Source organism: Streptomyces sp. CAI-85 (genome assembly GCF_013363615.1).
GTDB lineage: Bacteria > Actinomycetota > Actinomycetes > Streptomycetales > Streptomycetaceae > Streptomyces > Streptomyces antibioticus_B.
In genome coordinates, this window is record NZ_JAANNX010000002.1 from 260,382 (window position 1) to 273,618 (window position 13,237).

Sequence of the window (13,237 nt, forward strand, 5' to 3'; positions counted from 1 at the left end):
TCCCGCACCGGCCCTCCGCCACTCGCTCCCCGCCACTCGCCCCCCGTCACCCGCCCGTCGCGTACCGCTCGCGCAGCTTGTACTTGAGCACCTTGCGCAGGGTGTCGTTGCGCGGCAGGGCGTCCACCACCTCCATCTGCTCGGGCACCTTGTGCGGGGCGAGTCCCGCCGCGCGCAGATACGACGTCACCGCGGCCAGGGTCAACGCCTCGGCCCCGGCGGGCTGTTCGACCACCGCGCAGACGCGTTCCCCGCGCTCGGCGTCCGGCAGCCCGATCACCGCGACGTCCCCGACGGCCGGGTGGGCGGCGAGCAGGTCCTCGATCTCCTTCGCGGAGATGTTCTCGCCCTTGCGGATGATCACGTCCTTCAGCCGTCCGGTGAGCACGAGATGCCCCGAGGCGGTCAGCCGCCCGAGGTCCCCGGTGCGCAGGAACCCGTCCGCGTCGAAGGCGGCCGCGGTCTGCGCCGGGTCCAGGTACCCCCGGCAGACGGCCTCCCCGCGCAGCCGTATCTCCCCGTCGCCGGCGATCCGGATCTCCATGCCGGCCGGTGGCCGTCCCTCGGTCGTCGCGAGGTTCTCGTCGGTGTCGTCGGGCGCCCCCATGGTGATCATCGGCACCTCGGTCATGCCGTACCCGTGGGTGAGCCGCACACCCATCTCGCGGACCACCGCGTGGTACAGCTCGGGCGGCTTCGGCGCCCCGCCCCCGGCGAGCAGCCGCAGCGAGGGGATCAACGGGGCTCCGGGCCGCGCGCGTTGCTCGGCGAGGAACATCGAGTAGAACGCCGTCGACCCGCCCGCCATCGTCACGCCGTGCCGCCGGTAGTCCTCCAGCGCGCCGGGCAGCGCGAACTGCTCGAACAGCACGGCGGGGAAGCCGTAGAGCAGCAGCATCACGGTGTAGTCGGGGCCGCCGATATGGGCGTACGGGAACGCGATCGAGCCCACGTCCTCGGCGGTGGGGCGCAGCGCGTGCGCGAGGCAGGAGCCGCCCGCGATCAGTGAACGGTCGGTGTGCAGCACGCCCTTGGGGTCGGAGGTGGTGCCCGAGGTCCAGTAGATCCAGCGCACCGAGGTGCCCTCGGCGGGCGGCGCGGGCAGCACCCGCGGATCGCCCTCGGGGAGGTCGTCGTACGCCTCGAAGACACCCTTGGCGCCGAGCCGGCGGGCCATCTCGCCGTGGTCGAAGCCGCGCCAGACGCCGGGTACGGCGAAGAACTCGGCGCGGGACTCGCGCAGGGCGAAGCCCACCTCGCGGTCCCGGTAGAACGGGATCACCGGCGACTGGACGGCGCCCAGCCGGGCCAGCGCGAACGAGAGCACGGCCGTCTCCAGGCGCGTGGGGAGCTGCCAGGCCACGACCGTGCCCGGGCGCACCCCCATGCCGTACAGGCCGGCGGCGACCCGCTCGGCGCGGTCGTGGAGCCCGCCGAAGGTGAGGACCCGGTCGTCCTGGAGGAGAACGGGCCCGTCGGGGGTGAGGGCGGCGCGGCGGGCGAGGAGGTCCCACAGGGTGCGGGACGCGCTCAGTTCGCGGGCGGTCAGCTCGTGGGCGGTCTGGTGCACGGCGGCCCCCTGCCGGTGGATGACGTGACCTGACGGACAGTCAGATCGTGCGCAGAGCGTAGGGCCGCCCGCCTTGTCGGTCCAGAGTCGCGGGACTAGCCTTCGGGGGAGTGATATCTGACGAACCGTCAGATGAGTGTCGTGAGCGCCGGACCCATGCCTCAGGCCGGAGGGGACCATGACGGAACTGCCCCGCATCATCAGCGTCGACGACCATGTGATCGAACCCGCCCACCTCTTCTCGACCTGGCTGCCGCGGAAGTACCACGACCGCGGACCGCAGCCGCTCACCGCCGGGATCGGCGAACTCGCCTACGTCGCCGGGAAGTACCAGATCACCATGGACCCCGCGGGCACCCCCACCGACTGGTGGATCTACGAGGACCTCAAGTTCCCGTACAAGCGCAACATCGCCGCCGTCGGCTTCGACCGCGACGAGATGACCCTGGAGGGCATCACCCGCGAGGAGATGCGGCGCGGCTGCTGGGACCCCAAGGCGCGCCTCGCGGACATGGACCTCAACCATGTCGAGGCGTCCCTGTGCTTCCCGTCGTTCCCGCGCTTCTGCGGGCAGACCTTCGCCGAGGCGCACGACAAGGAGGTCGCGCTGGCCTGTGTGCGCGCCTACAACGACTGGATGGTCGAGGAGTGGTGCGGCGACAGCGGCGGCCGGCTCATCCCGCTCTGTCTGATCCCGCTGTGGGACATCGGCCTCGCGGTCGCCGAGATCCGGCGCAACGCGGCCCGCGGGGTGCGCGCGGTGACCTTCTCCGAGATCCCGACCCACCTCGGGCTGCCGTCCATCCACTCGGGCCACTGGGACCCGTTCTTCGCGGTGTGCGAGGAGACGGAGACGGTCGTCAACATGCACATCGGCTCGTCCTCGCAGATGCCGGCCGCCTCCCCCGACGCGCCCCCGGCCGTCCAGGCGTCCCTGTCCTTCAACAACGCCATGGCCTCGATGATGGACTACCTCTTCAGCGGCGTCCTGGTCCGCTTCCCGCGGCTCAAACTGGCGTACTCCGAGGGCCAGATGGGCTGGATCCCGTACGCCCTGGAGCGCGCCGACGACGTGTGGGAGGAGCACCGCGCGTGGGGCGGCGTCCGCGACCTGATCCCGGAGCCGCCGTCGACGTACTACTACCGGCAGATGTTCTGCTGCTTCTTCCGCGACAAGCACGGGGTCGCCTCCCTGGACGTCGTCGGACGGGACAACGCGACCTTCGAGACCGACTACCCGCACGTCGACTCGACCTTCCCGCACACCAAGGAGGTCGCCCTCGACCACGTCAAGGGCCTCGACGACGAGACGGTCCACAAGCTGATGCGCGGCAACGCCATCCGCATGCTCGGCCTGGACCTGGACGACTAGTGCATCTCTCGGACACCCCTGGCGAGGCCGAGTTCCGCGCCCGGCTGCGGGAGTGGCTGGGCAAGGTGCTGCCCACGCTCCCGCCCCCGCCGCCCCCCGACGACTGGCCCGGCCGCCGCGCCCACGACCTCGGCTGGCAACGGACCCTGTACGACGCCGGATACGCGGACGTGCACTGGGAAGCCTCCCCGGCCACGCGGATGATCTTCCTGGAGGAGACCGAACGGGCCGGCGCGCCCTATGTGGGCGCCAACTTCGTCGGACTGCTGCACGCGGGCCCGACCATCGCCGCCGAGGGGACGGCCGCCCAGCGGGAGCGCTGGCTGCCGCCGATCCTGCGCGGCGAGGAGGTCTGGTGCCAGGGGTTCAGCGAACCCGGCGCCGGATCCGACCTCGCGTCGCTGCGCACACGCGCGTGGCGCGACGGCGACGACTACGTGGTGAGCGGCTCCAAGATCTGGACCTCCCACGCCGAGGTCGCCGACTGGTGCGAACTCCTGGTGCGCACCGACCCGGCCGCCCCCAAACACCGGGGCATCACCTGGCTGGCGCTGCGCATGGACGCGCCCGGCGTGACGGTCCGCCCGCTGCGCACGCTCGCCGGATCCGCCGAGTTCGCCGAGGTGTTCCTCGACGACGTGCGGGTGCCGGCGGCGCACCGGGTGGGCGCGGAGAACGACGGCTGGCGCGTGACGATGGTGACGCTGTCCTTCGAACGCGGCACGGCCTTCGTCGGCGAGGTCGTCGCCTGCCGGCGCGTGCTCGGCGAACTGGCCCGTGAGGCGCGCCGCAACGGCCGCTGGGACGATCCGGCGCTGCGCCGGCGGCTCGGCCTGCTGGACGCCGAGTTCCGCGCCCTGTGGCGGCTCACGCAGTGGAACGTGAGCGCGGCCGCGGCCGGCGCGGTCCCCGGCCCCGGCGGTTCGGTCTTCAAACTGAGGTACTCGCACGCGCGTCAGGAGCTGTACGACGCGGCGGCCGAGGTGCTGGGCGACGACGCCCTCGACCTGGACCGGCCCTGGGTGCTCGACCGGCTCTCCTCGCTGTCGTACACGATCGCGGCCGGTACCTCGCAGATCCAGCGGACCATCGTGGCCGAGCGGATCCTCGGCCTGCCCAGGGGGCGCTGAGCGGGGGAGATGACATGCGTTTCCAACTGAGCGACGACCAGCTTGCGTTGCGGGCCGGGGTACGTGAACTGCTGGCGCGGCGGTTCGACCGGGAGGCGCTGCGGGCCGCCGTCGGACGGCCCGGCCTGGACCGGGCGCTGTGGCGGGAGCTGGGCGCGGCCGGGTTCTTCGCGCTACGGCTGCCCGAGGCGGAGGGCGGGGTCGGACTCGGGCTGCCGGAGGCCGTGTTGCTGTTCGAGGAGGCCGGCCGGGTGCTGCTGCCCGGGCCCCTGATCGCCACCCACCTCGCCGCCGGGACCGTACCCGGCGCGGCCGAGGGGGCGACGGTCGTGGCGGCCGCCGACGGCGGCGGACTGCTGGAGTGGCGGGACGCGGCGGACGTCGTCCTGGGGGAGGGCGAGGGGTGGCCGCCCGGTCCCGGGGAAGCCGGGGGGCCGCCCGGTGTCGGGAAAGCCGGGGGGCCGCCTGGTCCTGGGGAAGGCGAGGGGCCGTCCGGTCCTGGGGAAGCCGACATGCCGCCCGGCCCTGGGGAGGCCGACGTGCCGTCCGGCCCTGGGGAGGCCGACGTGCCGCCCGGCCCTGGGGAGGCCGAGGGGCAGGACGGTCCTGGGGAGGCCGAGGGTTCCGGTCCCCGTCCCGGGGAGGCCGTGGCGCTGCGCTCGGTGGACCCGTTGACGCCGCTGCACCGGGTGCGCGCGCGGGGCGCCCCGGACCCCGTCGCCGTCCTCCTCACGGCGGCCGAGCAGCTCGGCACGGCCACGCGCGCGTGCGAGCTGGCCGTGGAACACGCGCGGACCCGCGAGCAGTTCGGGCGCCCGATCGGGTCCTTCCAGGCGGTCCAGCATCTGTGCGCGGACCTGCTGGCGCGCGTCGAGACGGCCCGTGCGGCCCTCTACGCGGCCGCCGTGACCGCGGACCCCGCCGACATCGCGGCGGCCCGTCTGCTGGCCGACGAGGGGGCCGTACGGGGCGCCCGTGACTGCCTCCAGGTGTACGGCGGCATGGGGTTCACCTGGGAGGCGGACGTCCATCTGCTGCTGAAACGGGCCTGGGTGCGCGCCCGTCGCGCGGGGGGCGGCGCGGACGCCGAGGAACTCCTCGCGCGCGAACTGCTGTCCGGTGCGGGCCGGTAGCGGAACCCGGCCGTACGGATGTCGCGGATTGTGGCATACCGGAATCACTGAGCGTCGATATCGGGTTGTGTCCGATGCGTGACCCGTCACGGCCCGGAGTCGGCGGGGTGCTCCGGTACCTTCTGTGGGATGCGAGTGGTTCTCGGCACGAGCCATGCCGGCCACGCCCCCGGGGCGGAGCCGGATCCGGCGGTGCGCGCCGCCACTCGCAGGGTCGACGGGCGGCGGGACCGCGCCTGTTCGACTCCCCTGGGCGAGCGTCGCACAGTATGCCGCACGAGTAATCCTTCGCGCTGGAATATGCCCGAAGCGCTTGTTGAGGTGACTGTCCGTCAACCAAGCTGTCTCGTAAGGGATTCACGTTCCGTCACCTTGCCTCTGGCCGTTGTTCTGGCCATGCAGAAAATGGCTACGATCGTGGCTCTCGTCGTCATGGTGCGCCCGCGACTCGCGTGGCTTGCGTGGCGCACGGCCATGTGTCCGCCGGTTCGGATGGTGTGAGCGGTGCAGGTGCTTCAAGTGCAACTGGAGATCCGGCCCGACCCCGCTGAGGTGGGGCGCGCCCGCAGGTGGGCCCGTTCGCGCCTCGCCGGGTCCGGGATAGGGCCCGACGAACCGCTCGCCGAGACCCTGATCCTGCTCATCTCCGAACTCGTCACCAACGCCGTGCTGCACACCGGGCGTCCGGCCGTGCTCCGGCTGTCCCTGCCCGGCCACGACGGCGACGGAGAGGCCACCGTCCGCCTGGAGGTGGCCGACAGCAGCGAGCGGGCCCCCGTGCCCCGCTGCGCGGGCGACGAGGCCACCAACGGGCGCGGCCTCGCCCTCGTCGACGGCCTCGCGGACCGCTGGGGCTGGAGCGTCGAGGGCGGCGGCAAGCGGATCTGGTGCGAACTGGACCGCTGCGCGCGGCCGTACGAGGAGACGGCCGAGCGGGGCGGTACGGCGGACCGCGGGCCCCTGGACGACCACGGGAGCATGGCGGGCCACGGCGGCGCGGTCTGTCACGCGTCGGCCTACGAGGGGTTCGCCTTCGAGGTGGTGTGACCGGTGACGGTGTCTGGGGTGGTGCACGGTGGTGCACGGTCGCAGAAAGCGCTGTCGTCCGGTCGGGAGCGGTCGCGGTGCGCCCCGGACGTGCTTCCGTGCGCGCCGTGACGCATCGGGCGTAAGTGATAAATCCCCTTCCAGGTGTTGACGGGCCCTGTCCGTTTGATCACGCTTGTGGCAGCGATTCGCCGTGAGGGGACGGCAAGGGTCTCGGTGACGGAGTCCCTCGCCGAGCGCGGGTCGTGACACGGCGTCGGCTCCCTCGGGGCCTGAGGGGAACCGGTGCCGGTACGCCGGGGTGGGACGGCGGCGCGCGGTGCCGTGCTCGGGGCGGGCAGCCGAGCGCCGCCGTCCGGGGCCGTCTGGGGCCGTCCGGGGTCTCGCGGGGCGGCTACAGGACGGCTACGGGGGCCACCGGCGTGCCCGTGCCGCCCACGAACGGCTCGGGCATGGCCGACAGCAGGAACGCGTACCGGCCCGCTTCTCCACAGGCTGTGGACAACTCTTCGAGATTCCAGTTCTGGCCCTGGAGCATCCCCATCTCGACCAGGTCGAGCGCGTGCACCGGCAGCCACAGGTCCTCGATCTCCGGCGGGAAGATCTCGAACGTGAGCGTGTCGTTGGCGACGGCGGCCACGTCCCGCGCGTGGAACCACTCCGGCGTACGGATCGACAGACCCGGCGAGGGAAAGCCGTACCCGTGCTTGTCGCCGGCCAGGTAGAGCTGGATCTGCCCGGTCCGTACGAGCACGACGTCACCGGTACGCACGCGTGTGCCCGCCAGTTCCTCCGCCGCCGCCAGGTCCTCCGGGGTGACCGCGTGCCCGCCGGGCAGCCGGTCGACGCCCCGCGCGCGGGCCACGTCCAGCAGCACCCCGCGCGAGACGACGTGCCGCGCCGTGCCGATCCCGCTGAACTCGGCGCCGCCGTGCGCGGTGACGGTGTGCGCGGGACGGCCGTTGTAGAGCGTCCCGGAGTGCGAGACATGGGTCAGCGCGTCCCAGTGGGTGCCCGCCTGGAGGCCCATCGTCACGGCGTCGTCGCTGCACGCCACCGTGCCGGGGCCGAAGATCTCCTGGTTGATCTGCACCATCGTGTGCAGCGGGTTGATCCGCCCCGGGATCAGCCCGGTCTGCACGCCGTCCTCGCGCAGCGGCAGCGCCAGCGGCACCCGGCGGCCGGTGCGGACCTCGGCGGCGGCCCGGCGCACCACCTCGTCGGTGATCAGGTTCAGGGTGCCGATCTCGTCGTCGGCGCCCCAGCGCCCCCAGTTGCGGACGCGCCCGGCGATGTCGTGGAACTCCTTCGGCAGTGCCATCCGGTGCCTCCCGGGGCTTGTCCTCGCCCGTCCGGCGGGACGTAGAATCTAACGGACCGTCAGATACGGTTCCGAGAGCATCTAACCGTCCGTCAGAAACCGCTGGAAGGGGAGAGGCGTGGGGAACTTCTTGGCCGGCAGGGTCATAGCCGTCACCGGCGCGGGGCGCGGCATCGGGCGGGCGGTCGCGCTGGCCGCGGCGGCCGAGGGTGCGCGGGTCGTCGTCAACGACTACGGCGTGGCCGTGGACGGGGGTTCGCCCGCGAGCGAGGTCGCCGAAGCCGTCGTCAAGGAGATCGAGGCGGCCGGCGGACAGGCCGTCGCCGTCGCCGACGACATCTCCACGATGGCGGGCGGGCAGCGGGTCGTGGACACCGCCCTGGAGGCGTTCGGACGGCTCGACGGGGCGGTGTGCGTCGCCGGGATCCTGCGCGAGCGGATGCTGTTCAACATGACCGAGGAGGAGTGGGACCCGGTCGTCGCCACCCATCTCAAGGGCACGTTCACGGTCTTCCGGGCGGCCGCCGCGGTGATGCGCCGGCAGGGCTCGGGCAGGCTGATCGGCTTCACCAGCGGCAACCATCAGGGGTCGGTGTCGCAGGCCAACTACAGCGCGGCGAAGGGCGGGATCATCTCGCTGGTGCGCAGCGCGGCGCTCGGTCTGCACCGGTACGGGGTGACGGCGAACGCGGTGGCGCCGGTGGCGCGGACCCGGATGTCGGCGGGGGTGCCGACGGAGCTGGCGGAGATCGGCGAGCCGGAGGACGTCGCCGCCATGGTGATTTACCTTTTGTCCGACCGCGCGGCCGAGCTGGGGATAACCGGACAGGTCTACACGGTCGCCGGTGCGAAGATCGCCGTGTGGGCCCAGCCGCGGGAGCTGCGGGCGGCCTACGCGGAACAGGGCGCGTGGACTCCGGAGCGGATCGCCGAGGCGCTGCCGGGGTCGGTGGGGACGGATCCGATGCCGATGCTGGAGCGGCTGGAGGAGATGCGGCGGGCGGCGGCGGAGGGGGCGCGGCCCAACGGGTGAGGTCCCGTGCCCGGGGTGGGTGCGGGGTGTGTGGCCGGACATGCGGGTGTGGGTGCCGTTCGCTCAGGGAGGTGCACGTGGATTTCGGGTTCGATGCGGTGGACGACGGCTTTCGTGCCGAGGCGCGTGCCTGGCTCGCCGAGCACGCGCCGGGGGCCTCGGACCGGTGGGGCTGGGAGCGGACGCTCGGCGCCGCGGGATGGATCGGCCTGGGCTGGCGGGAGGGCGGGTACGGCAACCGGACCGCCACCCTCACCCAACAGGTCGCCTGGGCCGAGGAGTACGCGCGCTCGGCGGCCCCGGCGCGCTCCGGGCACATCGGGGAGAACCTCCTCGCGCCGACCCTGCTCGCCCACGGCTCGGCGGAGCAGAAGGACCGGTTCCTGCCGCCGATCGCGGCGGGTGCGGAGCTGTGGTGCCAGGGGTACAGCGAGCCCGGCGCGGGCTCGGACCTGGCCGGGGTGCGCACCCGGGCGGAGCGGTCGGCCGACGGGTTCCGGGTGACCGGCCAGAAGATCTGGACCTCCCTCGCCCATGAGGCCGACTGGTGCTTCGTGCTGGCCCGCAGCGATCCGGAGTCGACGCGGCACCGGGGGCTGACCTTCCTGCTGGTGCCGATGGACCAGCCGGGCCGTATCGAGGTGCGGCCGATCCGCCAGCTCACCGGCGCCGGCGACTTCAACGAGGTCTTCTTCGACGGGGCGCGCGCCGCGCACGTGGTCGGCGCGGAGGGGGACGGCTGGCGGGTCGCGATGAGCCTGCTCGGCTTCGAGCGGGGGGTGTCGACGCTCGCCCAGCAGATCGGGTTCGCCGAGGAGTTGGGGCGGGTGATCCGGGCCGCCGTGGAGTCCGGGGCGGCCGACGACCCGGTGACGCGGGAACGGCTGGTCGGGCTGTGGGCCGAGCTGCGGACCATGCGGTGGAACGCGTTGCGGACGCTGGGCGGTTCCGGCGGGCCGGGCGCGCCCAGTGTCGCCAAGCTGCTGTGGGCCGGCTGGCACCAGCGGCTCGGGGAGGCCGCGGTGGGGGTGCGGGGCGCACCGGCGAGCGCGGGCCCCTCGGACTGGTCGCCCTCGGCGCCGTACGAACTGGACGAGGCGCAGCGGCTGTTCCTGTTCTCCCGGGCCGACACGATCTACGGCGGCTCGGACCAGATCCAGCGCACGATCATCGCCGAGCGGGTGCTCGGCCTGCCGAGAGAGCGCAAGGGGGTCGTCTGATGCGAGGGGTGCTGTTCGACGGGAAACGGGCCGGGGTCGTCGACGACCTCCAGGTGCGGGAGCCGGGGCCAGGGGAGGTGCTCGTGGCGGTCGCGGCGGCCGGGCTGTGCCACAGCGACCTGTCGGTGATCGACGGGACGATCCCGTTCCCCGCGCCGGTGGTCCTCGGGCACGAGGGCGCCGGGGTCGTGGCGGAGGTCGGGGCCGGGGTCACCCATGTCCGGCCCGGTGACCATGTGGCACTGTCCACGCTGGCGAGCTGCGGGGCCTGCGCCGAGTGCGACCGGGGACGGCCGACGATGTGCCGAAGGGCCATCGGGCGCCCGGGGCGGCCGTTCACGCGCGCGGGGCGCCCGGTGCACCAGTTCGCCTCCACCTCCGCCTTCGCCGAGCGGACGGTCGTCAAGGCGGTCCAGGCGGTGCGGATACCGAACGACATACCGCTGACCTCCGCCGCGCTGATCGGCTGCGGGGTGCTGACCGGGGTCGGCGCGGTGCTCAACCGGGCCCGGGTGGGCTTCGGCGAGAGCGTCGTCGTCATCGGCACGGGCGGCATCGGGCTGAACGTCCTCCAGGGCGCGCGGCTCGCGGGCGCGCTGCGGATCGTCGCCGTGGACGCCAACCCGGCCAAGGAGGAGGTGGCCCGCCGGTTCGGGGCCACGCACTTCCTGACCTCGGTGGACGGCGTACGGGAGGTGCTGCCGACGGGCGCGGACCATGTCTTCGAGTGCGTGGGCCGGGTGGAACTGGTCCGCGCGGCCATCGATCTCCTCGACCGGCACGGACAGGCGGTGCTGCTCGGAATGCCGGCAGCGACCGCGGAGGCGTCCTTCGTCGTCTCCTCCCTCTTCCTGGACAAGTCCATCCTCGGCTGCCGCTACGGCGCCTCCCGCCCCCAGCACGACATCGCCCTCTACGCCACCCTCTACACCGAGGGCCGCCTCCTCCTCGACGAACTCGTCACCCGCACCTACCCGGTGGAGGACTTCGAAGAAGCAGCCGAGGACGCGGAGGCGGGCCGGGTGGCCCGGGGGGTGCTCACGTTCTGACGACGGCGCGTTCGTAGTCGGGGTCACCCTCAGTGCCGTCTGGAGGTGCTCCGCACCTCACTCCGGTGTGGTCGCGTACCGCTCGATGCTCGCGCGGCCTGTCGATCGGTCGAGCAGGCGCAGTTCCCACGGGCCCGTGTTCACATCGAAGTCCTTGCCGAACCCGACCCACTTGCCTGCCATACGCCGACCCGTCGGCTCGGTGAGCAGTTGGATCGCACCGTGGTACCGGGCGCCCTGGTAGTACCCGTCGGCCGCCGTCTGCTCGGTCCAGGTACCGGTGACGACGTTCCGGTCGACGGTGAGATCCAGAGACAGCGGGCTGTCCGGGTTGGTCGATGCTCCGGGCAGGCTCTGAGCCGTCAGCCGGTTGCCGTGCTGGACGATCACGACGTGGTGCTTGCAGTCGAACGTCTGGTCCCGGCTGGACGAGTAGAACTCGTACCGGGACAGCCAGATGCCCCCGTAGTCGCTCCGCAGCTCCGGCTGCGGGCTCGTGGCAGCGTCGGCTGTGCCGACCTCCCCGGTCTCCATGTCGTGGCCTCCTGCCCCGTCCGAGTGGACGCGTGCCATCGGGATCGCGAACCCCAGCGACTCGGGAGCACGGCCGGTGAACCGCTTCAGCGCCCGCGCATAGAGCGGGCGGCAGGTCCTGGTCTCCCCGGACTCCCAGCGTTGCACGAGCCGCTTGGAGGCGTCGTTCGGTTCCCCCAGCTCCTCGCCCACGTCACGTAAGCCCCGGGCGAACTCGTCCTGACTGAGGTTCATCGACTTGCGCACGGACGCCAGCACGTCATTGGGGGTTCGTCCACGCTCAGCCGCAGTCGTCATGAACCGAGAGTAGCTACGTCACGTCTCCAATGACACCGGTTTGACGCCCTCCGGGTGACGTCGACCCGACCCCCGAGGGACGCCTCGAACGTCGCCGCGATGGTCGTGATCGATCCGGAACATGGTCGTCATGTCCATCCGTATCAGCGCATACACGGTGAGAGTCGACGGCACTCGGACCGAGTCGCGATCCCTGTACGAGGGTGAGGGCGGAGAACCCCTTGCCACCGGCCTGATGCCGCCGTGCTCGTGCCCCAAATGCAGGGGTGGGCGGCATGACCGGAGTACCACGGACCCCCGAACCACGTGGAGGTAAGCCAGCATGAGCACGGCACTAGTGATCCGCGACCCGAAGGCGTACGTCACCCCGGACGTGTGGGAGCGGGAGGTGGCTCTCCTCCTCCGCAACCCGGAGAACACACGCGAACTCGCGGAGGCCAAGTTCGGACAGGCCATCGCCTACCTGGTCACGTGCGGTGAGAACCCGGGCCTTCTCATGGGCCCGTCCAAGCAGGTGGACGAGGCATGGCACTCGTTCATGCTCGACTCGATTCCGTACCACCACTTCACCAGTCGGCACTTCGGCCGGTACATCCACCACGTGCCGGAACTTCCGGGGGCGGCGTCCGGCGTTCAGCGCGTCGGTGACGACAAGGCGTCGCTGGACGGCCACGACCTCAAGACCGGCGGCCCGCTCGTCCTGGAACAGACGATCAAGGCCATCAGGGTGGCCGGGTTCGAGATCGAGCCCGACCTGTGGGGCATGGCGGAGGCGGCCGACTGCAATCAGTGCCACGCCGGGTGCCACGACTCGCCCAAGTAGGAGTGAGCGGAGGGTGAGTTGGGGCCCGCCTCCGTAAGTTGGGTGGGCCCCTCCTGCCGGAAAGGATCACCGCATGTCATTGGCCGAGTCCTGGGAGAGGTACGCGGTCGGGAGCAAGCCGCGCAGAGCCGTGAATGCCAAGGGGGATGCGACCTGGTTGAACTGGACGCAGTACGCCGATCACGGGCCCGACGAGGGAGTTTTGGGGGCCGTGGCGGGGCGTCGGGTACTGGAGTTGGGGTCGGGGAGCGGCAGTAATCTCGCGCATCTCGTGACGCTGGGTGCGACAGGGCGAGGCGTGGACGTCGCCCCCGCGCGGGAGGCGGGCGCGGTGGAGCGCTGGGGGCATCTGCCGGGGCTCGAGTTCCGTACGGCGGAGGCGACGGCGTTTCTGAGGGAGACGGGCGAGACGTTCGACGTCGTGCTCTCGATCTTCGGCGCCGTGTGGTTCGTTGACCCGGACATCCTGCTCCCGCTGATCCGCTCACGCTTGGCACCGGGCGGGATGCTGGCCTTCTCGCATCTGCCTCCGGGCGGCCGGGGGCCCAGGCCCGCCGGAGCCGGACCGCGGTACGACCGCACCCCGGACGAGTGGCGGCGCATCCTGACGGGGCACGGCTTCTCCGGCGTGGGCGTGTCTGTGATCGACCCGCCGGAGGGACGGACCGTCGGCACGATGCTCGTCCGCGCCTCGGCGTGACACCCTCC

The 13,237-nt window shown here is 72.3% G+C and carries 12 protein-coding genes; 9 read left to right on the forward strand and 3 right to left on the reverse strand.

Annotation, left to right across the window (positions count from 1 at the left end):
- Positions 1-46: 46 nt before the first annotated feature.
- On the reverse strand, positions 47-1,570 hold the full coding sequence (locus tag G6W55_RS04135; RefSeq protein WP_175519390.1) for a class I adenylate-forming enzyme family protein: 1,524 nt from the start codon (positions 1,568-1,570) through the stop codon (positions 47-49).
- Positions 1,571-1,748: 178 nt separating this feature from the next.
- Between G6W55_RS04135 and G6W55_RS04140 the strand changes: the two genes are divergently transcribed.
- The 4 genes from G6W55_RS04140 to G6W55_RS04155 all read left to right on the forward strand — a co-directional run bounded on the left by G6W55_RS04140 (position 1,749) and on the right by G6W55_RS04155 (position 6,252).
- On the forward strand, positions 1,749-2,942 hold the full coding sequence (locus tag G6W55_RS04140; protein ID WP_175519391.1) for an amidohydrolase family protein: 1,194 nt from the start codon (positions 1,749-1,751) through the stop codon (positions 2,940-2,942).
- Positions 2,942-4,072, forward strand: a complete 1,131-nt coding sequence (locus G6W55_RS04145) for an acyl-CoA dehydrogenase family protein (protein WP_175519392.1) — start codon at positions 2,942-2,944, stop codon at positions 4,070-4,072. Before G6W55_RS04140 ends, G6W55_RS04145 begins: the two co-directional genes overlap by 1 nt.
- 14 nt (positions 4,073-4,086) lie before the next feature.
- Positions 4,087-5,205, forward strand: coding sequence for an acyl-CoA dehydrogenase family protein (locus G6W55_RS04150; RefSeq protein WP_175519393.1), 1,119 nt, complete (start codon positions 4,087-4,089; stop codon positions 5,203-5,205).
- Between the two features lie 519 nt (positions 5,206-5,724).
- Positions 5,725-6,252: an ATP-binding protein gene (locus tag G6W55_RS04155; RefSeq protein WP_175519636.1), complete on the forward strand. Its 528-nt coding sequence runs from the start codon at positions 5,725-5,727 to the stop codon at positions 6,250-6,252.
- A gap of 394 nt (positions 6,253-6,646) precedes the next feature.
- Here G6W55_RS04155 and G6W55_RS04160 read toward each other — a convergent pair whose 3' ends face one another.
- Positions 6,647-7,573 carry a cyclase family protein gene (locus G6W55_RS04160; RefSeq protein ID WP_175519394.1) on the reverse strand — a complete coding sequence of 309 codons (927 nt, stop codon included), beginning with the start codon at positions 7,571-7,573 and terminating at the stop codon, positions 6,647-6,649.
- A gap of 118 nt (positions 7,574-7,691) precedes the next feature.
- Between G6W55_RS04160 and G6W55_RS04165 the strand changes: the two genes are divergently transcribed.
- The 3 genes from G6W55_RS04165 (at position 7,692) to G6W55_RS04175 (ending at position 10,875) form a co-directional block, all read left to right on the forward strand.
- Complete coding sequence (locus tag G6W55_RS04165; RefSeq protein ID WP_175519395.1) at positions 7,692-8,606, forward strand: SDR family oxidoreductase; 915 nt, start codon at positions 7,692-7,694, stop codon at positions 8,604-8,606.
- 77 nt (positions 8,607-8,683) lie between these two features.
- Complete coding sequence (locus tag G6W55_RS04170) at positions 8,684-9,826, forward strand: acyl-CoA dehydrogenase family protein (protein ID WP_175519396.1); 1,143 nt, start codon at positions 8,684-8,686, stop codon at positions 9,824-9,826.
- Positions 9,826-10,875, forward strand: coding sequence for a Zn-dependent alcohol dehydrogenase (locus G6W55_RS04175; RefSeq protein ID WP_175519397.1), 1,050 nt, complete (start codon positions 9,826-9,828; stop codon positions 10,873-10,875). Before G6W55_RS04170 ends, G6W55_RS04175 begins: the two co-directional genes overlap by 1 nt.
- Before the next feature lie 57 nt (positions 10,876-10,932).
- On the opposite strand, the gene G6W55_RS04180 is transcribed toward G6W55_RS04175, so the two are convergent.
- Entirely contained in the window at positions 10,933-11,706 is a 774-nt protein-coding gene (locus tag G6W55_RS04180; protein WP_175519398.1) for a DNA-binding transcriptional regulator, read from the reverse strand.
- A gap of 322 nt (positions 11,707-12,028) precedes the next feature.
- On the opposite strand from G6W55_RS04180, the gene G6W55_RS04185 reads away from it, so the two are divergent.
- Complete coding sequence (locus G6W55_RS04185; protein ID WP_217686488.1) at positions 12,029-12,529, forward strand: hypothetical protein; 501 nt, start codon at positions 12,029-12,031, stop codon at positions 12,527-12,529.
- Positions 12,530-12,602: 73 nt separating this feature from the next.
- Positions 12,603-13,229: a trans-aconitate 2-methyltransferase gene (locus G6W55_RS04190; protein ID WP_175519399.1), complete on the forward strand. Its 627-nt coding sequence runs from the start codon at positions 12,603-12,605 to the stop codon at positions 13,227-13,229.
- Positions 13,230-13,237 lie beyond the last annotated feature (8 nt).